This is a genomic window from Clostridium drakei (assembly GCF_000633595.2).
Classification (GTDB): Bacteria; Bacillota; Clostridia; order Clostridiales; family Clostridiaceae; genus Clostridium_AM; species Clostridium_AM drakei.
The window spans coordinates 1-21,906 of record NZ_JIBU02000024.1; the positions used below are offsets into that span (position 1 = coordinate 1).

Below are 21,906 nucleotides of genomic sequence, written 5' to 3' on the forward strand. Positions count from 1 at the left end.
AGCCTAACGGCTAAAAAGTTAGGCGAATCAACGCTTGCGGAATTCCGCAAGCGACTAAATAATAGTTTTTTTATAGGGAGGAATGTCTTATGAAGAATGAAGAGAAAAGTCTATATGATATTTTTTTAAGTTATTCATATAGTGATGTAATGAAACTATTCCAAGGTGCAAAAACAAAAGAAGAAAAAGATTTTTATGCGAATTTATCAAATATGATTCTTCAAAGAGAGCAAATGAAAGTTATAGGTAGATAAGATGAAAGTCTATACTATATTTGCAGGTGTAAATGGTGCTGGAAAAACCTCTATATACAAATCAATATATTATAATGAAAATAAAGATGAGAAAAGAATAAACACTGATGAGATGGTGGCAAAGATTGGATCATGGCAAGATGATAATCTTCAAATAAAATGTGCAAGAGAAGCTGTAAAATTAATAAAGCATTATATTTTAGAAGGAATATCATTTAACCAAGAAACCACATTATCAGGTAAAAGTATAATTAAAAATATAAAATTAGCAAAACAAAATGGGTTTTATCTTGTAATGAATTATATAGGTGTAGAAAATGTTGAGATAGCTAAAGAAAGAGTTAGAATAAGAATTAGCAAAGGTGGACATGGAATCTCGTCTGAAGCTATAGAGAGAAGATATATTGAATCATTAGTTAATTTAAATAGAGTTATTGATATATGTGATAAAATTAATATATATGATAATACGGAAATGTTAAAAATAGTTATGTCAATTGAAAACGGTAAAATAGTATGGAAAGATAGAAAAATACCTAATTGGATTTGTAATTCTTTTAAAAATATATATTAAAAAAGTTTTGCAGAGTTACTTTTTTATAAGACTCTTCTTAAATATAGCTGATTTTTAAAGAGACATTTAAATTAGAAATGTCTCTTTTTAGGTTATCCGATTAAATACTTACGGTTAACCGTACCATTATTAACTTATTAAGAGATGAAGGTATACTAGAATAGATAAGTTTAACTATATTATAAAAATACAGTAAATATATTTAATAAAGAAAAAATTATATATGTTTATTTTTTATAAAAATTTGATATTATATAAATAAGAAAAGCTTAGTGATGGTAACACTAAGCAGTCCCTAGAATATTTATTTTGTTTTATGGCTATTGTAAAATTAGTTAAAAATAAATGTTTATTTTTTATCACCAAGACAGAACATTAAATATTAAAATATTGTTTAAAGATATAACAATATATCCAAGTAAGGATTTATATCGTAGGTGAATATATGAAAAAGATTATGAATGAACAATTAATTTATGAAATACTTTCCGTTGTGGAAGAAATCCCAGAAGGGAAAGTGGCTACTTATGGACAAATTGCCAGCCTCATTGGTAGGGATAAGAATGCACGACTTGTAGGGAAGGTTCTTAGCCAAGCAGAATTTTATGGGAGATATCCATGTCATCGTGTGGTAAATCATGCTGGAAGGTTGGTACCTGGATGGCAAGAACAACGATTTCTGCTATTAGAAGAAGGTGTATCCTTTAAAGATGAGAATCATGTTGATATGAAGAAAAATAAATGGGAATGTTAGGATGCAGATTAAACATGAGGTATGGTGCCATTAGACCAAGGAAATATATCATTGAAAGTTTTTATTAAATTATCAACTTATTTGTCTACTCAAGACATTTGCTGCTAAACAAGATATAATACATATATAAGTTGATACCAAAGTAAAGGAATTGAAATAGATCATGAAAAAAATAGTAGTAGGAATATTAGCACATGTAGATGCGGGAAAAACAACATTATCAGAAAGTATGCTATATTTAAGTGGAAAAATTCGAAAGCTAGGAAGAGTAGACAATAAAGATGCTTATCTAGATACTTATAGTCTCGAGAAAGAAAGAGGAATAACCATATTCTCAAAGCAAGCCATATTTCAGGCGGATGAAGTACAAATTACTTTGCTTGATACTCCAGGGCATGTAGACTTTTCAGCAGAGATGGAAAGAACACTTCAAGTATTAGATTATGCAATATTAGTCATAAGTGGTGCTGATGGAATACAGGGTCATACCCAAACTTTATGGCGTTTATTGTCTATATATAAAATCCCGGTGTTTATATTCATTAATAAAATGGATCAAGTAGGTACTGATAAAGAAAAGCTTATGAAAGAGCTAAAAGATAGATTAAATGATGAATGTATAGAGTTCCAAGAAAATGATATGGAGATCTTTTATGACCAAGTTGCAATGTGTGACGAAAAGGTTATGGAGAACTTTATAGAAACAGGTGAAATTAAAAGCGCTCTGATTTCTGAATTAATAAAGAGTCGTAAGGTTTTTCCATGCTATTTTGGGTCTGCACTTAAATTAGAAGGTGTAGAAGAATTTATTAATGGAATAGTAAAGTATTCTGAAAGACCTTTCTATTCAGAGGAGTTTGGTGCAAAAGTATTTAAAATTTCTAGAGATGATCAAGGAAACCGTCTAACCTTTATGAAGATAACTGGAGGAAGCTTAAAGGTTAAGACAGCTTTAACCAATAAAACTGCAGACATGGAAAACAGTACATATAATATTTGGGAAGAGAAAATAAATCAAATTAGAATTTACTCAGGTCAGAAATTTGAACTTGTAAGTGAAGCAGAGGCTGGAGCAATATGTGTGGTTACTGGACTTACAAAAACCTATCCAGATGAAGGGCTTGGTGCTGAAAGAGCATCTTCTAAACCACTGCTTGAGCCGGTTTTGTCATACAAGGTTATATTAAAAGAGGGCTGTGATCCAAGAATAATGCTTCCAAAGCTGCGTGAAATAGAGGAGGAGGAGCCTGAACTTCATATTATTTGGGAGGAGAATTTGCAAGAAATTCAGGTTCAAATAATGGGAGAAGTACAAATTGAAATTTTACAAAGCATTATAAAAGACCGTTTTGATATTGATGTAACCTTTGATTCTGGAACTATACTTTACAAAGAAACAATTTTGAATACTGTAGAAGGTGTTGGTCATTTTGAGCCTCTAAGACATTATTCTGAGGTACATCTGTTGATGGAACCTGGAGAACTTGGCAGTGGGTTACAGTTTTTTATAAACTGTAGTGAAGATTGTTTAGAAAAGAACTGGCAGAGATTGATACTGACTCATTTAGAAGAAAAGGCTCATAAAGGTGTTTTAACTGGCTCAATGATAACAGATATGAAAATAACATTAGTTGCAGGAAGGGCTCATAAAAAGCATACTGAAGGTGGTGATTTTAGAGAAGCCACTTATCGTGCAGTGAGACAGGGGCTTATGCAGGCAAATTCTATATTGCTAGAACCATATTATGAATTTCAATTAGAGCTGCCGGAAAAAATGGTGGGAAGGGCTATGACGGATGTTGAAAAAATGCATGGGACATGCGAAATAACTGGGGTAAATGGAGACATAGCAACAGTTGTAGGAAGCGCTCCTGTGGTTACCATGAGAAACTATCAAAGAGATGTTATTAGCTATACCAAAGGCAAGGGAAGATTATTTTACAGTTTAAAGGGATATGCACCTTGCCATAATTCAGATGAAATTATAAAAAGTATTGGATATGATCCAGAAAGAGATACAGCAAATCCTACAGGTTCAGTTTTTTGTGCTAACGGTACTGGTTTTTTAGTGAATTGGGATGAGGTTAAAAATCATATGCATTTAGAGAGCTATTTGCAGAAAGAAGAAAGCACTAGTTCACAAATAACAAAAAAATCATCCCAAGCACAGGAGCAATCTATAGGCTTAGATGAAATTGACGAGATCATAAATAGAACCTTTTATGCCAATCAAGGTAAAAAATCTATTTGGAAAAAAAGGAGAACTGCTTTAGAGAGTCATTATAAAACTGATACTTATAGCAGTGTAAATAATATAGCAAAGGAAAACTACCTATTGGTGGATGGTTATAATATTGTTTTTGCTTGGGAGGGTCTAAAGGAAATTGCAAAGGATAATATTGATGCAGCTAGGACAAAATTACTAGATATTTTATGTAATTATCAAGGTATTAAAGGAAATAAAATTATCGTAGTTTTTGATGCTTACCGTGTTCAGGGGCATCAGGTGGAAATATATGATTATAATAACATTCATGTTGTTTATACAAAAGAAGCGGAAACTGCAGATCAATATATTGAAAAGTTTGTTCATGAGAACCACGGAAATTACAGTATAACAGTTGCTACTTCAGATAACTTAGAACAGATAATTATTAGAGGAAACGGAGCAGCCTTATTATCTGCTATGGATTTAATGGGCGAAATAGAGTTAGCTAATAAGAAAATGATGGAAGAATATAGTGAAAAATATAGGATGGAACGTAATGTTTTGTCCGATACGTTATCTGAAGAAGACAAAGGACAATTTAATAAATTTTTAAAATAGTGGAATGCAAATTGTTTTGAAAAATAGGTGATAATAGTGACATGTGAAATTGTATATTATTCTGCAACAGAAAACACAGTAAAAATAGTAAATGCACTTTCAAAAGGTATAAGAGGAGATATTGTTTTTACCAGAGTTGATATGACTTCTTATAAAAAAATAGTTCCTTCTAAAGCTGGTTTGATTATATTTGCATCTCCAGTTTATGGAGGACGTATTCTCTCAAGAATTATGAAATGCTTTGAAATGAAGTGTACAAAAGGAAAGCAAATAGTTGGGATTGCGGTATATGGCAATATGAATTATGGATTAAGTCTTAAGCAGTATAGGAAATTGGCTAGAAAGCAAAATTGTTCATTAATAGGTGCAGGAGCGTTTATTGGTGAACATACTTATTCTTTAGAAGAAGCACCAGTTGCCAGTGGAAGACCTAATGAGAAGGATCTTCAGCAGGCAAAGCTATTTGGATTAGCCATTCAAGATAAAATAAATAAGGGAATAAATGAAGAAGTAAGTATTCCAAATACAATATTGCCGCTATTTATTGAAAAATTTCCAGAATGTATGGTGAAATCATGGGTGAAGAAACCTGTTATTCAAGGGGAATGTAATAGATGTGGTTTGTGTGCAAGAAGTTGTCCTACGAAAGCTATAGACTCTAACACATTGATGATAGATAATAATAAGTGCATAAGATGCTTTTCCTGTGTGAAAAAGTGCAATATAAGAGCAAGAAAAGCAGAATTAATTATAAAAGGATTAAAATACCCATTTTCTTGGTTTGGAAGAAAGAGTAGAAATAACATTTGGTATATATAAATACATTTTATTGGTATATCCACAAAAGGCAATAAAAACCACCAGTTTGGTGGTTTTTATCATTTTCTATTGATTAGTTGTTGTTGTGGATTGAGCTGCATTATGAGCTTTTGGAGCAGGCATTGCAGCCTTAATAGCGTCAGCCTTATCTTGAGATATAATTCCAGCAGTTACAAGTTCACTAAACATATCAGTTTTTTCTGTAGTCTTTTCACTTTCAAAGTAAGCTTTACGCTCAGTTTCAGTCATATTTTTAACTTTATCCATTTCAGCTTGTCTTTCAGTTTGCTTTTCAGTAAAGTAGTTTACTATTTTAGTTTCTTCATCTTGAGTGATAGTTCCAGCAGTAACTAAAGTGTCAAGTTGAGTTTTCATTTTATCAGCAGGCATACCGCTGGCTTTTTTGCCTTCTTTGCCATCATGACCTTGAGGAAGTGCAGTCTTTATGGCATCAGCTTGAGCTTGAGTTAAAGTGCCATCAGTTACAAGAGAGGCTAGAAAATCAGTTTTTTCTGAAGTTTTTTTGCTTTCAAAGTAAGCTTGATGTTCAGCTTCAGTCATATTTTTAATCTTATCCATGTCAGTTTGTCTATTTGTTTCTTCCTGACTAATTTTATTTAATATGGTAGTTTCTTGAGCTTGAGTAATAGTTCCAGCAGTAACTAACTTATCAAGTTGTGATTTCATCATGTCTGATTTGTTTTCCTTATTCATTCTAGCTTCCTGCTTAGTAGTGTTGGTATTTGAAGAACTTCTAGTACTATTTGCGGCAAAGACAGCAGTTCCAGTTGAAATTAGTACACCACCAGCTATTACTGCAGTTATTATTTTACTCATTAATTTTTTCCTATTCATTTTAATACACTCCTTTAATTTTTTTATGTTTTCAATTTTTTTAATTTCACAATTTATTTCTTGGTATGGATATATAATAAATCTTTTGTATTACAAAAATGTTACAGCTTGTTAAAAGTTTTGTGTCAAATTTAGTTTGTAATTTGATTATCCAAACAGTTCAAAATGGCCAGCGGATAATATAGAAATTGGAAAGTTTTTATACCAAAGCATTTTTCATCAACATCTGCACCATATATAAAGTAAAATATGTTATAATTTAACATATGGGGTGAAAATAAATGAAAAATTTTTCAGTATTTATAAAATGCACATTGTTTATTTTATACTTTATAGTAATGAATGGACTGCTTTTAACTGCTCTTAGAGAACCGCCTAGTATTGATGAGAAAATTAAACCTAAAATAACACTAATTAGTCATGTGTACTCAAATCCTTATTGGAAATATATAAAATTAGGAGCAGAAAAGGCAGCGAAACAAAGAAATGCTGTGATTGATTTTCAAGGACCAGATACTGCAAGCGTAGATGAGGGGATAAAGTTTATAAATATGGCCTATGCTGCTAAGGTAAGTGGAATTATTACTTATGTTCAGGATGAAGCGATGTATAAACCTGTTATCGATAAAGTATTAGCAGGTGGAATTCCAATTGTAACAGTGGATTCTGATGCAGAAAATAGTAAGCGTTTGGCTTATGTAGGTACCGATAACATTACTGCAGGCAAAGTTGGCGCCAAGGAAATGATTCATAATGTTGGTCTCTATGGCAATGTGGGTATTATTATGGGTGGGAAAAATGTTAAGAATCAAATAGAAAGAATAAAGGGTTTCACTGAGTATATAAAGAATAATTCAAAACTTAACATATCAGAAATTGAGTCTTCAGATTCATACCTGTTAGAAGCAGAGCTTGCAACTAAAAAAATATTGATAAATAACAAGGATATCAAAGCTATATTTTGTACTTCAGCATTAGATGGACAAGGTGCAGCTAAAGCATTAATCAGCATGAGAGCTGCAGAAAAAGTTAAAATCATTTGTTTTGATGATTTGCCTGAAACCCTTGATTATATAAAAAGTGGAATTATTACTTCTACAATCGTACAAGATCCCTATGGTATGGGATATAAAGCAGTAAATATAATAATGGATATTATGGAAGGTAAAGATACTAAGGGTATATTTCTTACAGATGTTAGTGTAGTTAATAAATATAACATTGATGAATTTAAAAAAACACGAGGAGAGTATGATAGTGAAAACAAGTAGTTTAAGAAGGAAGTTTATAATATTTGTCATTATTACAATTATTCCTATAGCTACTAATAGTATTATATCCTTTATTATAAGCAAACAAATAACATATTCATATGATAATATGCTAAATAAAATGAGTTTAACGAAGGAAGTTAAAAACTCTCTCAATGATTCCTTTACTAATTTTAATAAGTACATGATTGAAAGTTCTAAAGAAAGTAAAAAAAAATATGAGACAAGCTATGATAAGGCTATGAATAATTTAATCTTACTTGAGGGAAAGTTTGATCTTCACAGCAAGTATATTCTAAGAGACCTTCAAAATTCCCTAAGAAGTTATAAAACCTCTGGAGATGCTACTATTGAAATTTCTTCAAAACAAGGTGGAATAGATTTGTATTATGAGCATTATATTTTTACCAAAGAAATTTTCTCTTATAGTAACACATTCCTAACGCAGTTAAGTGAAAGTTATTTAAGTTATAATAATGAAATTTATAATAAGCTTAAAGAAAAAGAAAAGACCATATATAAAGTATTACTATTTTACATCATAACTGCATTGATAATAAGTATACTCTATACTTTATTTTTTCTTAAAAATATATTGGAAAAACTTCACGAATTAGTAGAGGCTTCTAAAAAAGTATCCTATGGTGATTTTTCATTTTATGAAGGAAAAAAAACTTTCATTTATGAGCTAGATATATTATCTGAAGCTTTTAGCACAATGATTCACGATATAAAAAAACATATAAACTTCATAGAGGAAAAAGCGGAACTGGAAATGAAGCTTAGAAATGAGGAAATGAATTTATTAAAATATCAAAACGCCCTTAAACAATCCAAGCTAAAAGTTTTACAATCTCAAATTAATCCCCACTTTTTATTCAACACCTTAAATTGTATTAACCAGACCGCAATAAGAGAAAATGCTTTGCAAACAGAAAGCCTTATTACATCAGTTTCAGGAATACTTAGGTATAGCCTCCGAATGATGGACAGAAATGCTTCAATAGAAGAAGAGGTTACTGTGGTTAAGCAATATATGTTTATTCAACAATTAAGATTTGGAGATCGGATTAAATTTAATCTTAACGTAAGAGGAGATTTAGCAAAGGTATTAGTTCCTGGAATGACCCTTCAGCCTTTTGTTGAAAATGCATTTATACATGGTATAGAGCCTAAAGAAGAGGGGGGGGTTATAAATATTGATATTTTGCAGCAGGAAGATGTATGTACAGTGCTTATAGAGGATACAGGTTGTGGTATTGACAAGGAAACATTAAATAAAATTATTTCAGGAGACATTGAACTTGAGCATATTGGACATACAACGGGAATGGGCATAAGAAGTGTAGTTCAAAGGCTTGAATTAATATATGGACAAAAAGACATTTTTAAAATAGAGAGTAAAAAAGACTTTGGTACAAAGGTCTATTTGAAAATCCCTATAAAGGAGCTGAAAGATATATGTTAAAATTGCTTATAGCTGATGATGAAAAGTATGATAGAGATTCAATGCTTAGTATGCTTACTACTGCATTTGCGGATCACCTTGAAATAAGTGAGGCTAAAAATGGAAGAGAAGCAATAGAAATAGCAGAAAGAATACGACCAGATATCATTATTACAGATATAAAAATGCCTGGTATCAATGGACTTAAAGCGATACAAGAAATTAATAAGTTTCTTCCCAATACTTATTTTATCATTCTTACAGCTTATGATTATTTTGATTTTGCAGTTGAAGCTGTTAAAAATAATGTGAAGCAGTATATTTTAAAGCCCTTCAGCAGGAGAGAAATTATAGAAAAGATAAAGGAAGCAGTTAATTTTGTTAATAGTGAGAAAGAGAAACGAAGACAGGAAATTGAAAATCAGGAAAAACTTTATACCCTTTTGCCCATTTTGGAAAATGAATTAAGCTATTCTATTATTAATGATACCCTTTATTTAACTGATTACCAAACTTACAAAGGATATCTTGGTTTAGATTTTAAAAATGGATATTCTATTGTTGCTCAGTTAAAAGAAGCGCCTAAAGATGAAAATTTTAAATTTCATCTTGGAGAGTATGTAAAAGAATATATTAATCATAGATACAAAGCAATTGGAAGTTATCTCTTTACAGATAAACTAGTTTATTTTATTCAATTAAAAAACTTGGAAGAAGAAATAAACATAGAGACAAAAATGGAAATAAAACAGAATGCAGTTACACTTGCAGTTGACATCAAACGTGAAGTAAAGAAAAATTTTGGGGTATTTCTGTATATTGGCATTGGAATGTGTTATGGTGGTTTTGAACTCCTTCACAAATCCTATGAAGAAGCTTGTAGTGCTTTGGAGCATAAATTAGAGGACAAGGGCATTTATTATTTTGGTGATATAAATACTACTGGAAAGTCTCAAAATATTGACAGGGAAAAAGTTGCTCTTTTTAAAGCTGTAAAGCAATATATTATAGATAATATTCAAGAAGAAATAGATCTTGAAAAGACAGCAGCAAAGTTTAATTTAAGTCCTTATTATTTTAGTAGAACCTTCAAGGAAATACTGGGTTTTAATTTTTCTGATTATATAAACATAGTAAGAATCAACAAAGCAAAAGATTTCCTAATAACCACTTCTATGGCCATTAAAGATGTATGTTATTCAGTAGGATACAGCGAACCTAACTATTTCAGTAAAGTATTTAAGAAATATTCAGGGGTAAGCCCAACAGAGTTTAAACACAGCAAAACCTAGAGTAGTATTTTTTTGCACTGCTCTAGTCTTTTTTTGCGTAAAAATTGCGCAATATTTGATTACGACTAGGCAAAGAATTACATTCAGGTAAACGTACACATGTTGTACTATTAAAATATACCAAATATTTGTATATAGGGGGGACTAAAATGAAAAAATTACTTTCTACAATGCTAGTAGGGGTACTTGCTCTTAGTCTATCAGCATGTGGTAATAAAGCTACGACAGCGACTTCAGCATCAGATGATGGGGCAAAAACAAGTGTTATAGGTGTTGCTATGCCAACTCAATCTCTTCAACGTTGGAATCAAGATGGTGAAAACATGAAGAAACAGCTTGAAGCTAAGAAGTATAAGGTTGATTTGCAATATGCAAACAATGATGTAAATGCTCAAGTACAATCTATTGAAAATATGATTACAAAAAAATGTAAAGTTCTTGTGGTTGCATCTATTGATGGTGCCGCTCTTACAGATGTTTTAAAGAAAGCAGCAGATAATGGAATCAAGGTTATTGCTTATGATAGATTGATTATGAAAAGTCCAAATGTAGATTATTATGCAACCTTTGATAACTTTAAAGTAGGCGTAATTCAAGGTCAATATATTGAAAAAAAGCTTGGACTTAAGGAGGGAAAAGGTCCTTTTAATATTGAATTGTTTGGTGGTTCACCAGATGATAACAATGCAACCTTTTTCTATAAAGGCGCTATGAGCGTACTACAACCATATATTGACAATGGCAAACTTGTTGTAGGTAGTAAACAAAAAGATTTTACAACTATCGCTATTCAAGGTTGGGATTCAGCTAAAGCGCAAGCAAGAATGGATAATCTAATTACATCAACTTATTCAAAAGGAACAAAGCTTGATGTTGTTCTTTCTCCAAATGATAGTTTAGCAATTGGTATTGTTGCTGCTCTTAAAAATGCTGGTTACGGTGGTGCAAATAAGCCATATCCAGTTTTAACTGGTCAAGACTGTGATAAACCAAATATACTTGCAATGATCCATGATCAACAATCAATGTCTATCTTTAAAGATACAAGAACACTTGCAAATAAAGTTGTTGAAATGGTGGATGCAATAGTTCAAGGTAAACAAGCTGAAGTAAATGACACAAAAACATATAACAATGGTTCAAAAGTTGTACCATCATTCCTTTGTGATCCTATTTATGCAGATAAAGACAATTATAAAAAAATTCTTATAGACAGCGGATATTATAAAGAATCTGATTTGAAGTAGAAATTAAACATAGTTGTATTTTAAAGCCGAAGACCTTTCATTAGGTATTCGGCTTTCAGATATCAGAATGATGTTAGGAGATGTAGGTATGGATGAATTTATACTTGAAATGAGAAATATTACAAAGCTTTTTCCTGGTGTAAAAGCCCTTGATAATGTAAATCTTAAAGTTAAGCCTGGAGAAATTCATGCTCTAATTGGTGAAAACGGAGCTGGAAAATCAACTCTTATGAATGTGCTCAGTGGAATATATCCATATGGTACTTATAGTGGTGAAATCATATATGAAGGTAAGGAATGTATGTTTAAGGAAATAAAGGATAGTGAAAAAACTGGAATTGGTATCATTCATCAGGAATTAGCCCTAATTCCGTATCTTTCAATAGCAGAAAATATATTCCTTGGAAATGAGCAAGCAAAGCATAATTTTATTAATTGGGATGAAACTCATGCAAATGCAAAGAAATTAATGCAAAAAGTAGGACTAAATGATGATTCTAATACACTGATCAAAGATATTAGTGTTGGTAAACAGCAACTTGTTGAAATCGCAAAAGCCTTGGCAAAAAATGTGAAACTTTTAATCCTTGATGAACCTACCGCTGCATTAAATGAACAGGATTCAAATAATTTATTAAACTTATTATTAGAATTAAAAAAAGAGGGAATTACTTCTATTCTTATTTCTCATAAATTAAACGAGATTTTAAAGATAGCAGACTCTATTACTATTATTCGTGATGGTGGAACAATAGAGACTTTAGATAAAATGGACAAGGATTTAAGTGAGGATAGAATCATTAAAGGTATGGTAGGCCGTGAATTAACAAATAGATTTCCTATTAGGAAATCCAAAGTTGGGGAGATTGTATTTGAGGTTAAGAATTGGACTGTATATGATCCTTTTATTGAAGATAAAAAGGTCATTGACGATGTAAGTTTTAAGGTTCACAAGGGTGAAATCGTGGGTTTTTCAGGTCTAATGGGATCTGGAAGGACGGAGCTTGCCATGAGCATATTCGGCAAAGCCTATGGTAAACATATAAGCGGGAAAATTATAAAAGATGGCAAAGAACTTGTTCTTAAAAATGTTCGTGAAGCCATAGATAATGGTCTTGCATATGTTACAGAAGATCGAAAAACAGCAGGTCTTGTTCTTATGCAAGATATTCGAAGAAATATATCTCTCGCAAATCTTAATAAAATAAGTAATAAACAATTTGTGGATGACCATAAAGAAATTCAAGTAGCTGAGGAGTACCGAAAAAAATTAAATATTAAATCTCCAAGTGTTTTTCAAAATGCTGGGAATCTGTCTGGTGGAAATCAGCAAAAAGTAGTGCTTAGTAAATGGATCTTTGCAGATCCTGAAGTATTAATATTAGATGAGCCTACTCGAGGAATTGATGTGGGTGCTAAGTTTGAGATATATACAATCATTAATAAGCTGGCAGATAGGGGAAAGTCTATTGTGTTTATTTCCTCAGAACTTCCTGAAATATTGGGGATGTGTGATCGAATTTATGTAATGAATGAAGGCAAAATTGTGGGTGAGCTTTCACGTGAGGATGCATCACAAGAAAGTATAATGAAATGTATAATGAAGAGCACAAATAGAAAGGTACAAGCAGCATGCCAGCAAGATAACGGGGAGGTAAAATAATGGAAGTATTTAAAAGAATGTTCAAAAACAATATAAGACAATATGCAATGATTATTGCTTTAGTACTAATAATGGCCTTTTTTCAAGTTGCAACAGGTGGAGTCCTTTTAGTTCCTATGAATGTAACAAACTTAATACTTCAAAATGGATATGTATTCATTTTAGCAATCGGTATGACTATTGCTATTTTAACAGGAGGTAATATCGATCTTTCAGTAGGATCTTTATGTGCTTTAATTGGAGCTGTAGCTGGTACACTTATAATAACTATGAAAATGAGTGTGGGACTTGCTATATTAATTGCCATTCTACTTTCAGTGATTATTGGAATATGGCAAGGTTTTTGGATTGCATATATACGAATACCATCCTTTATCGTAACTCTTGCAGGAATGCTTCTTTTTAGAGGTCTTACTATTACAATGCTCAAAGGATTAACTCTTGCGCCATTTCCACAGAGTTTTCAAAATATTAGTTCTGGATTTATACCAGATATTTTTGGTGGATTTGGAACAAAGTTAAATTTTACAGCTATTTTTGCAGGTATCATTATATCTATTGTATATGTAGTTCTACAGTTAAAAAAGAGATCAAAACAACAAAAAAATGATTTTCCGCTTAGTCCATTATCACTTTTTATAACTCAAATTGTAGTTATAGTAGCTGTAATTAATTTATTTTTTTACTGGCTTGCATCTTATAAAGGCATTCCAATTGCTTTGCTATTTATAGGATTTCTCATTTTAGTTTACTCCATATTTACAACAAACACTGTTCCTGGACGTTACCTTTATGCAATGGGTGGCAACGAAAAGGCTGCAAAACTTTCTGGTATTAATACAAACAAGGTGCTTTTCTTGGCCTATGTGAATATGGCTGTTTTATCGGCAGTGGCAGGTATGATGTTTGCCTCACGTATTAACTCCGCATCTCCTCAGGCAGGTTTAAACTTTGAATTAGATGCAATAGCAGCTTGTTTTATAGGTGGTGCATCAGCATATGGTGGTGTAGGTACAGTTATGGGTGCTATTATTGGTGCTTTGGTTATGGGTGTCCTCAATAATGGTATGTCCATACTTGGAGTAGGAAGTGATATGCAGATGTCTATTAAAGGAATTGTACTTTTGGCAGCTGTTGCCTTTGACGTAATTTCCAAAAACAAATCAAAATCTTAGGAAAAAAATGCATAATCATGTTCATAAAGAAACCCTAGATAGAAAAGATTTCTACTTAGGGTTTCTTGTTAGTGAGCCTACTTATTATTTTCAGAATAAAACTTCAAGGCTTCTCCAATAAATTTAGATGCACCAGCTCCATATTTTTTATCCATTACTTTTATTAAAATAGACTCTGACAAATACTGATTTGCCTGATAGCTCCAGTAATTTTCTCCTACTTCTACTTTTAAAGCTTTATGCTGTTTTTCTGTTTCATTTACTATTTCAGAAATAATTTTTTGAATTCCTTCTGATAAAGCATCTTTACTTAAGTCAGCTGTAAGTCTTTTATATAGTGTTTCTATTTTAGGCTCATAATCTCCTAAATAAGTTTTTAAAGCTTTTCCAATAAACTTTGATGCACCTTCTCCATATCTTTCATCTATCCACGCCATACCAACTCCGCCATTTTCCTTATCAACTTTTTCTAACTCTTTAGGAAATGTTGAATAAAGTCGTACAATAGTAAGCCAATAATAATCTCCAAGTTCATTTTTAAAAGCATCATAATCTCTTTTAGCAACTTTAGTTATTTCACCAGCAATTTTCTGAATCTCATTTGATGCAGGATCTTTATTTAAATCAGCTGTGAGTTTTTTATACAGCTCTTTTAGTTCAGGATTTCTTTCATAAAAACAATCTTTTTTAAATTTATCAATTTGTTCAGCTTTAGTTATTGCCACAGAATTATTCAAATTTTTCTTTACAGCCTCAGCATATTTTTTTATGCTTCCATATTCTTCTATAGCCATTTTAGCAAGTTTTGCTTCTGTATCAGTACCTCTTTTAAGCAGTTTATCAAATTTATCTATACTTCCAAAGTGCTTAATAACTTTATCTTTATTTTCTTTCTTAAATTCTTCCAGTACATTATAATATTCACTCATATCAAATTCTTCAAAACTCATTGTATTCGCTCCTTTTAAGGTCTTATTTATAAGCTCTATCAAACCATTTAATCTATCTCGTTTTAAAATAATTAGTTTCTTATGGTTTTTTAGTGCTTCCATCTTATTAAAGTGAGGACTTGTTATGATTTCTTTAATTTCTTTTAGAGGTAAATCAAGTTCCTTAAAAAATAAAATCTGCTGCAGGGTCTCAAGAGCTTCATCGTCATAAAGTCTATAACCTGCTTCTGTCAATTTAGTTGGTTTTAATAATCCAATTTTATCGTAGTGGTGCAGCATACGCACACTTATTCCTGTTAAATCTGAAACCTGTTTTACTGTTCTCATAACTTCACCTCAAACTTTGATTTTAGAGCTTTAATACTGCCTAACACTCTGCCGGCATGAGTTTTATTAGTATTTTTAACCCTTGATTATATATTACACTATGACATAATGTTAGGGTCAACACTTTTAATAAAATTAAAGCCAAATATATTTTTTAGATATATTTGGCTTTTCCATTTTTCTTTTTATACTGCATAGGAGTCAGACCTGTAATTTTTTTAAATGTTTTTGAAAAGTGTTTTTCATCAAAAAAGCCAACTTTTTCAGCAATGTTGTAAATTAGGTCATCACTTGAAGAAAAAAGTTCTTTGGCTTTTTCTATTCTATAGTTGATAATGTATTTTATAATGCTCATACCAATTTCCTTCTTAAATATCTGGCTTAAATATGAATTACTAATATTTAAGCTGGATGCAATAAGATTTATAGTGATATCCTCCATATAGTGAATATGTATAAAATTTAATACTTGAATAACTATAGAATTTTTTATCATATATTTATCAGAAAGTTCAGACCTAAGTTGATTTACAGAATTGACAAATTCACTGCATTTATCTTCTATAGAGGTAAAAAATACTTTTTTGTGCGGTGAACTATCTGGCAATATTTTTTTATATAGATTGCTATATCTGTCAACTAATTCCGATGACAATGAAGTATGGCAATAATAATAAAGATTGTAATCAAAACTTGGTTTTATAATATCTAAAAATAGTTTATATATCAATTTATTTAATTCAATATTGAAAATATCATAATTTATAAGTTCTTTTATTTCTTTTATAGTGTTATCTATTAGGGTGTGGTCTATGTCTTTTTTTATTGAATTAATATATTTTTGAGTGAGTAACTTAGCATCAGAACAGAAGAAGTTATATGTTTTTAAATAATGGAAAGATTCATAAGCATCTCTTATATTTTCAACATCTTTAATATAGTTGCTCATATATCTGAATGCAGTTTTTGAATTTGTTATGCTATTTAATTTGCTAGTAATTTCAAAAAGTTTACATTGCTTGGTGGCAATACTTGTACAATTAAAATCATTGATAATTATGCACAAAATGTTTGGATTAATATAAAAAACTTCACCCCCACTATATTCATAAAGAACAGCTTCACATTCTTTAATAAATTCTTCTCCAGTTAGGTAATAAATATTTTTATTCAAATAGTGATCTGAATATTCGATCTCCATAAGATTGCAAATATACACATAGTAACCGTAATAATTTAAATTTAAGTTTACTTTTTTTTTATAATATAAAAATTCACTTTTAATTACTCCACGTAAAATATCTTTTAGATATTCGGTTCTTTCTAGTTTGCTGATTCTGAAATTCATTACTAAGTTTGAATCTTTTTCTTCGCCAATATAGTCAAAATGGCAAGTGTATTTTTCACTTAAAGATTGGGTAAAAAAGGATTTTATTTTATTAATATAAGTAATGTCTTTATGACTTGTAATTGAATATATAATTTGATTTTCTGAAATAATATTAAAAATTAAGACCATTGGGTATATATTTGACATTGCTAAATCGTAGAAAAAATTATGAATTTTATATACAGGATGTTTAAGTTGAATGATTATAACTTCAGCATTAAGCTCTATTGCTTTTTCAATACTATTTTTATAAGAATTAGCAATATAAGAAATGGAAAAATTATTTTTAGTTGTCTTATAGAAGTTATATAGTATATTAGCAATTTTATCTTCTGAATATAAGATAATCTTAGAAAACATTTACATAATACCTCCCAAACACCTGAATTACTAGTATATATAGGTTTTCGACTATGATTTTATTGTATATGTATATTAAAATTTTGTAAATATTATTTGCTAAATATATGAAAAAGGTATCTGTTTAAAAAAATATATTTAAAAATTATGCATTACTAAATTAATATAGAAAAGCACACTTTTTCATAAAAAAAGCACACGTAAGTTGAGAATAAATAATATAAAATTAGTAATCAAGAGGTGGTAAGTAAAAAGGAGGAGTTAAGCTTTTGAACTATGTCATTTTACGAGCTTGTTCAGGTAAGAGTTATTTCTTACAGGAAAACTCCACCTAAGTCTAAGAATAACTTAATTTGGAGGTGATCTTTGTAATCGTTTACTAGAATTTAGCTTATAGGGGATTAAAAATTGCAAGTCATTCTGTATATCTGGTTTTATATTACAAGTATAAATTTGAAAAGGAGTTGACGAAATGGAGGCAAAAACAATAAATTTGTATGAAAAAAGTGGTGATAATCCTGGCTTTTATAAACTTCCTACCAAAGAAGTAGTGGGATATTCCCTTGTAGATGGTGGAATGAATTTAGTTTTTCAATCAATTTTAATGTTCCTGACATTCTATTATACCGATGTTTATGGATTAACTGCTGTAGAAGTTTCTGTTATGTTTCTTATTTCTAGAGGATGGGATATGATATGGGACCCTACCATGGGTGTTATTGCAGAAAGAATGAATCCAAAGCATGGTAAGTACAAAAGTTATCTTATTTATGGAGCTATTCCATTTGCCATTGCAGGTATTTTGACTTTTACAGTACCTAATTTGGGACATACGGGCAAATTGATATGGGCATATGCCACGTACAATTTGATGCTCACATTATATACTTTCATAATTAATCCATATGTATCTTGTACAACTGTCATGACAGCAGATCCTATGGAGAGGACTAGGCTAAATTCTGTAAGAATGATGTTTGCTCAGTCAGGTGGTGTAATAGTTGCTCTGTTTATTCCTATTTTATCACAGGTTTTCGGTAGAGGTGATGCAGCAAAAGGTTACCAGATGACTATTATTTTACTTTCTGTTATTTGTGGAGCTATTTTACTTTATAGTTATACCACTTTACATGAACGTATAAGAGTAAAATCTCATTTAGATCCAGTTACTCTTAAAGGGTTTATTAATCAGATTACACATAATCAGCCAGGTATCATACTATTTTTACTGTTTGTAGGTGTTTATGCATTTTCATCTATACAATCAGCTTCAGGAATTTATTATATGACTTATAACGTAAATAGAAAAGACCTAGTTGCTTTATTTTCTATGTTGAATGTTTTGCCTTCAGTTGTTGCAGTTCCTTTTGTACCTATGCTGTTTAGGCGTATAAAAAAGAAAAACACTGTTGCACTTGGTTTGGCTTTAGGTGCCCTTGGATCAGCAGTTTTATATATTATTCCGGTTTCACAAATTACAGTAATGATGATAGCTAAATCAGTAGCTGCATTTGGCTATGGTATACTTATGGGCAGTTTGTGGTCAATCATTCCGGATGCAGTTGAGTATGCTGAGTACAATACTGGCAAAAGACATGCCGCAGTTGTGTACTCACTTATTACTCTTGGATTAAAGGTTTCATTAGCAGTAGGGGGAGTTATACCTACATTGATATTAGCTAATGTTGGATATATTCCTAATGTATCTCAAACTGCAAAATCTTTAAATGGAATTCTAATTATGACATCTATTTTACCAGCTGCTGTCTGCGTAGTTACATTGATCATATTCATGATATTTTATAATTTAACAGAAGAAAGAGTAGCTGATATAATGGCTGAATTAGATATAAGACATAAAAATGATAAAGAAAATTGTTTGGTTGAGCTAGTAGAGGAAATCCCTGACCAATCAATAAAATTATAAATATAGGAAGGTGTTATTATGGAAAAAAAGCTTAGTGATTTTTCAATGAATGCATTTTCGCTTAAAGGTAAAGTAGCTGTAGTTACAGGTGCAAATCAAGGTCTTGGAATGGCTTATGCAGTTGCTTTTGCAAAAGCAGGTGCTGATCTTTTTATACCTCACTTTACAGATGATGTATCTGAAATTAAGAGTCTCATAGAAGAAACTGGTCAGAAGGTTAAGTTTTTGAAAGGAGATTTGACAAAAAAGGATTATATTGAAGAAGTTGTTGATACTTGCTTAAAAGAATATGGAAAAATTGACATTCTAGTGAATAATGCAGGTGGAAGTGTGTTTGCCGAATTTTTAGAGTATCCAGATTCAGCATGGCAAAAGCTTATTGATATTGATTTGAACTCTGTATACTATCTAAGTCACAGGGTAGTTAAAGAAATGGTTAAGCAAAATTCTGGTAAGATTATAAATATTGGTTCAGCATTATCCTTTACTGCGGATAAAAAATGTCCACCATATACAGCAAGTAAACATGCCATTCTTGGTTTAACAAAAGTATTTGCCAATGAGGTTGGGCAGTATAATATTCAAACCAATGCTATTTGTCCTGGATTTTTGGCAACTGATGTTAACAAGGACTTGCGTGCTGATAAAGATTTTTACAACAAAATTACAAATAGAATTCCAAGTGGTCGCTGGGGTGAACTTAATGATTTAATGGGGACTGCCGTATTTTTAGCAAGTAGTGCATCAGATTATATTAATGGATGGTATATAAGTGTTGATGGTGGATTCCAGACAACATTATAAAATAAGGAGGCTTAAATTTATGAAGACTATTGCTTGTGTTAAGGTAGGAAGTTTAAAAGATCCTGATGTTAATAAAAGGGGACGTGTTCAGGTTATAGATATGCCTGAGCAGGAAATGGGAGATGAGGATGTCAAGATAAAGGTTGCTTACTGTTCAATATGTGGTTCTGATCCACATTTAGTAGAAGGAATTTTTGGTCTTGAACCTCCCTTTGGAATAGGACATGAGATTTCAGGCACTATTGTGGAAATTGGTAAAAAGGCTGTTAAAAAGGGATTAAAAGTAGGGGACAGGGTTGCAGGAAATTTTTTAAGATTTTGTGGTACATGTTATTATTGCCGAAATGGTCAGGAGCAGTTCTGTGAATATCCGGATAATAAGCCTGGTATGTCCGAATATGTAGTATGGCATGAATCTCAGGTATTTAAAGTTCCAGATGATGTAAGCTTAGAAGAAGCGTGCTTGTTAGAGCCTGTGTCAATTGCAGTTAGAATTGTGGACAAAACAAATATGAAAATTGGCCAACGAGTTGCCATTTCAGGAGGAGGACCTATAGGATTATTGTCACTTCAAGCAATGAAGATGTTTGGAGCTACGTCACTTACACTTATAGAACCTATTAAGGAAAGACAGGAACTTGCCAAAGAATTTGGTGCTGATTATATTATCAATCCTTTGGAGCAGGATGTATGTGTAGAATCCAATAAAATAACTAATGGATTGGGTTTTGACCTGGTAATAGAGGCTTCGGGATCACCTAAGGCTGCACCAGCAGCTAGTGAAATAGCTGCAAAAGGAGGAACTGTTCTCTATATTGCAATGTTTCCAAAAAACTATGACATGCCACTGAATCTATATGACAAACTGTACAGTAAGGAATTGACTATTTCTAGCATAAATGTAGCTCCATATGCATTTCCACGTGCTACTGAAATTATGCCTAGAATGAATTTAAAACCTTTTATACAGAAAATCTTTACTATTGATCAGGCAGAAGAAGCTTTCGCTGCTCAAATTAGTGGAAAATATCCCAAAATACTTATCAAATGTAATGATTTTTAACAACCTCTATAAATAAATGAAAAAAGGAGATGCCTATTATGTATTGTAATGTTGATATGGAACAAGTTAAACAATTAGAAGATAAGGCAGTAGAGATTCGAAAAAAGTTATGCTCATTTATCTATGAAATAGGTATGGGTCACCTTGGAGGAGAATTGTCTATCGTTGATATGGCTGTTGGTCTCTATTACAAGTACATGAACTACGATCCTAAAAATCCTAAATGGGAAAAAAGAGACAGATTGATTTTAAGTAAAGGTCATTGTGGAGAAACATTGTATACTATATTTTCAGATTTAGGCATGTATACAATGGAATATATGGTGGAACATTTTGAAACCTTAAATACTGCCAAATTTGGTATGCACCCTAATAGAAAATATGTTCCTGCCATTGAAGCATCAACAGGTTCTTTAGGTCATGGATTATCCATAGCTACCGGTTTAGCATTAGGTGCTAGAATGTCAAAGTCCTACTGGAGAACTTTCTGTATCATAGGAGATGGTGAAATTGAAGAGGGTTCAAATTGGGAAGCCTTTATGGCAGCAGGACACTATAAACTTGGCAATCTTGTAGCAATTGTTGATAAAAATCGCCTACAGATGACTGGTTTCACAAGGGATGTAATGAATGTTGATCCTTTAGGGGATAAAATAAAAGCTTTTGGATGGGATGTTATAGAGATTCAAGGTAATGACATGTATGAAGTTTGTAGTGCCCTGCAATCTCTTCCACCAGCAGATCCAGAAACTAGAAGAAAGCCAATATGTATTATTTCAAATACCACTAAGGGCTGCGGTGTTTCATTTATGGAAAATAATGCAGTATGGCATGGTGGCGGAATTGCTAAAGAGCAGTTGGACGAGGCACTAAAATCAATAGAAAATAATAGAAAGGTGAGATAAAT

The 21,906-nt window shown here is 31.4% G+C and carries 18 protein-coding genes; 15 read left to right on the top strand and 3 right to left on the bottom strand.

The genetic code is table 11. The annotated features are described in order from the left end of the window. Positions 1-89: 89 nt before the first annotated feature. The 5 genes from EG57_RS26740 to EG57_RS0214090 all read left to right on the top strand — a co-directional run bounded on the left by EG57_RS26740 (position 90) and on the right by EG57_RS0214090 (position 5,228). Positions 90-254 (top strand): hypothetical protein, encoded by a 165-nt coding sequence (locus tag EG57_RS26740; protein ID WP_200880565.1) that lies wholly within the window; start codon positions 90-92, stop codon positions 252-254. Between the two features lies 1 nt (position 255). After that, complete coding sequence (locus EG57_RS0214075) at positions 256-828, top strand: ATPase (RefSeq protein WP_029160213.1); 573 nt, start codon at positions 256-258, stop codon at positions 826-828. A 445-nt stretch (positions 829-1,273) separates the two neighbouring features. After that, complete coding sequence (locus EG57_RS0214080; RefSeq protein ID WP_032077837.1) at positions 1,274-1,582, top strand: MGMT family protein; 309 nt, start codon at positions 1,274-1,276, stop codon at positions 1,580-1,582. 163 nt (positions 1,583-1,745) lie between these two features. Continuing rightward, entirely contained in the window at positions 1,746-4,409 is a 2,664-nt protein-coding gene (locus EG57_RS0214085; protein ID WP_032077838.1) for a translation factor GTPase family protein, read from the top strand. Between the two features lie 36 nt (positions 4,410-4,445). After that, positions 4,446-5,228 (top strand): EFR1 family ferrodoxin, encoded by a 783-nt coding sequence (locus EG57_RS0214090; RefSeq protein WP_029160210.1) that lies wholly within the window; start codon positions 4,446-4,448, stop codon positions 5,226-5,228. Positions 5,229-5,294: 66 nt separating this feature from the next. On the opposite strand, the gene EG57_RS25470 is transcribed toward EG57_RS0214090, so the two are convergent. Then, positions 5,295-6,083: a hypothetical protein gene (locus tag EG57_RS25470; protein WP_052037919.1), complete on the bottom strand. Its 789-nt coding sequence runs from the start codon at positions 6,081-6,083 to the stop codon at positions 5,295-5,297. A gap of 281 nt (positions 6,084-6,364) precedes the next feature. Here EG57_RS25470 and EG57_RS0214100 point away from each other — a divergent pair, with 281 nt between their 5' ends. The 6 genes from EG57_RS0214100 (at position 6,365) to mmsB (ending at position 14,178) form a co-directional block, all read left to right on the top strand. Then, complete coding sequence (locus EG57_RS0214100) at positions 6,365-7,354, top strand: substrate-binding domain-containing protein (protein WP_032077839.1); 990 nt, start codon at positions 6,365-6,367, stop codon at positions 7,352-7,354. Next, the gene (locus tag EG57_RS0214105; protein WP_084572235.1) at positions 7,335-8,822 is read left to right on the top strand and encodes a sensor histidine kinase; all 1,488 of its coding nucleotides are present in this window, start codon (positions 7,335-7,337) and stop codon (positions 8,820-8,822) included. The genes EG57_RS0214100 and EG57_RS0214105 overlap by 20 nt, the downstream gene beginning before the upstream one ends. Beyond that, positions 8,816-10,093, top strand: a complete 1,278-nt coding sequence (locus EG57_RS0214110; RefSeq protein ID WP_032077841.1) for a response regulator — start codon at positions 8,816-8,818, stop codon at positions 10,091-10,093. Before EG57_RS0214105 ends, EG57_RS0214110 begins: the two co-directional genes overlap by 7 nt. Before the next feature lie 149 nt (positions 10,094-10,242). Next, on the top strand, positions 10,243-11,340 hold the full coding sequence (gene chvE / locus EG57_RS0214115; RefSeq protein WP_032077842.1) for a multiple monosaccharide ABC transporter substrate-binding protein: 1,098 nt from the start codon (positions 10,243-10,245) through the stop codon (positions 11,338-11,340). Between the two features lie 88 nt (positions 11,341-11,428). After that, positions 11,429-13,003: a multiple monosaccharide ABC transporter ATP-binding protein gene (gene mmsA, locus EG57_RS0214120; RefSeq protein WP_032077843.1), complete on the top strand. Its 1,575-nt coding sequence runs from the start codon at positions 11,429-11,431 to the stop codon at positions 13,001-13,003. After that, the gene (gene mmsB / locus EG57_RS0214125) at positions 13,003-14,178 is read left to right on the top strand and encodes a multiple monosaccharide ABC transporter permease (RefSeq protein ID WP_032077844.1); all 1,176 of its coding nucleotides are present in this window, start codon (positions 13,003-13,005) and stop codon (positions 14,176-14,178) included. Before mmsA ends, mmsB begins: the two co-directional genes overlap by 1 nt. A 77-nt stretch (positions 14,179-14,255) precedes the next feature. Here mmsB and EG57_RS0214130 read toward each other — a convergent pair whose 3' ends face one another. Then, positions 14,256-15,455: a MerR family transcriptional regulator gene (locus EG57_RS0214130; RefSeq protein ID WP_032077845.1), complete on the bottom strand. Its 1,200-nt coding sequence runs from the start codon at positions 15,453-15,455 to the stop codon at positions 14,256-14,258. 154 nt (positions 15,456-15,609) lie between these two features. Beyond that, entirely contained in the window at positions 15,610-17,205 is a 1,596-nt protein-coding gene (locus EG57_RS0214135) for a helix-turn-helix domain-containing protein (protein WP_032077846.1), read from the bottom strand. A gap of 472 nt (positions 17,206-17,677) precedes the next feature. Between EG57_RS0214135 and EG57_RS0214140 the strand changes: the two genes are divergently transcribed. From EG57_RS0214140 to EG57_RS0214155, 4 genes are read left to right on the top strand one after another with little or no spacing between them, the layout of a single operon-like run. After that, positions 17,678-19,132, top strand: coding sequence for an MFS transporter (locus EG57_RS0214140; protein WP_032077847.1), 1,455 nt, complete (start codon positions 17,678-17,680; stop codon positions 19,130-19,132). 18 nt (positions 19,133-19,150) lie between these two features. Next, positions 19,151-19,936 carry an SDR family oxidoreductase gene (locus tag EG57_RS0214145; protein WP_032077848.1) on the top strand — a complete coding sequence of 262 codons (786 nt, stop codon included), beginning with the start codon at positions 19,151-19,153 and terminating at the stop codon, positions 19,934-19,936. A gap of 19 nt (positions 19,937-19,955) precedes the next feature. Next, on the top strand, positions 19,956-20,999 hold the full coding sequence (locus EG57_RS0214150) for a zinc-dependent alcohol dehydrogenase (RefSeq protein ID WP_032077849.1): 1,044 nt from the start codon (positions 19,956-19,958) through the stop codon (positions 20,997-20,999). 38 nt (positions 21,000-21,037) lie between these two features. After that, complete coding sequence (locus tag EG57_RS0214155) at positions 21,038-21,904, top strand: transketolase (RefSeq protein ID WP_007058932.1); 867 nt, start codon at positions 21,038-21,040, stop codon at positions 21,902-21,904. Positions 21,905-21,906: the final 2 nt, after the last annotated feature.

Excerpts from the sequence above, each read along its gene's own strand:
- EG57_RS0214140 (WP_032077847.1), top strand. The coding sequence starts at position 17,678 with ATGGAGGCAAAAACAATAAATTTGTATGAAAAAAGTGGTGATAATCCT.
- EG57_RS0214135 (WP_032077846.1), bottom strand. The coding sequence starts at position 17,205 with ATGTTTTCTAAGATTATCTTATATTCAGAAGATAAAATTGCTAATATA.
- EG57_RS0214150 (WP_032077849.1), top strand. The coding sequence starts at position 19,956 with ATGAAGACTATTGCTTGTGTTAAGGTAGGAAGTTTAAAAGATCCTGAT.
- EG57_RS0214145 (WP_032077848.1), top strand. The coding sequence starts at position 19,151 with ATGGAAAAAAAGCTTAGTGATTTTTCAATGAATGCATTTTCGCTTAAA.
- EG57_RS0214100 (WP_032077839.1), top strand. The coding sequence starts at position 6,365 with ATGAAAAATTTTTCAGTATTTATAAAATGCACATTGTTTATTTTATAC.
- EG57_RS0214080 (WP_032077837.1), top strand. The coding sequence starts at position 1,274 with ATGAAAAAGATTATGAATGAACAATTAATTTATGAAATACTTTCCGTT.
- EG57_RS26740 (WP_200880565.1), top strand. The coding sequence starts at position 90 with ATGAAGAATGAAGAGAAAAGTCTATATGATATTTTTTTAAGTTATTCA.
- EG57_RS0214105 (WP_084572235.1), top strand. The coding sequence starts at position 7,335 with ATGATAGTGAAAACAAGTAGTTTAAGAAGGAAGTTTATAATATTTGTC.
- mmsB (WP_032077844.1), top strand. The coding sequence starts at position 13,003 with ATGGAAGTATTTAAAAGAATGTTCAAAAACAATATAAGACAATATGCA.
- EG57_RS0214085 (WP_032077838.1), top strand. The coding sequence starts at position 1,746 with ATGAAAAAAATAGTAGTAGGAATATTAGCACATGTAGATGCGGGAAAA.
- EG57_RS0214155 (WP_007058932.1), top strand. The coding sequence starts at position 21,038 with ATGTATTGTAATGTTGATATGGAACAAGTTAAACAATTAGAAGATAAG.
- EG57_RS25470 (WP_052037919.1), bottom strand. The coding sequence starts at position 6,083 with ATGAATAGGAAAAAATTAATGAGTAAAATAATAACTGCAGTAATAGCT.
- mmsA (WP_032077843.1), top strand. The coding sequence starts at position 11,429 with ATGGATGAATTTATACTTGAAATGAGAAATATTACAAAGCTTTTTCCT.
- chvE (WP_032077842.1), top strand. The coding sequence starts at position 10,243 with ATGAAAAAATTACTTTCTACAATGCTAGTAGGGGTACTTGCTCTTAGT.
- EG57_RS0214130 (WP_032077845.1), bottom strand. The coding sequence starts at position 15,455 with ATGAGAACAGTAAAACAGGTTTCAGATTTAACAGGAATAAGTGTGCGT.
- EG57_RS0214075 (WP_029160213.1), top strand. The coding sequence starts at position 256 with ATGAAAGTCTATACTATATTTGCAGGTGTAAATGGTGCTGGAAAAACC.
- EG57_RS0214110 (WP_032077841.1), top strand. The coding sequence starts at position 8,816 with ATGTTAAAATTGCTTATAGCTGATGATGAAAAGTATGATAGAGATTCA.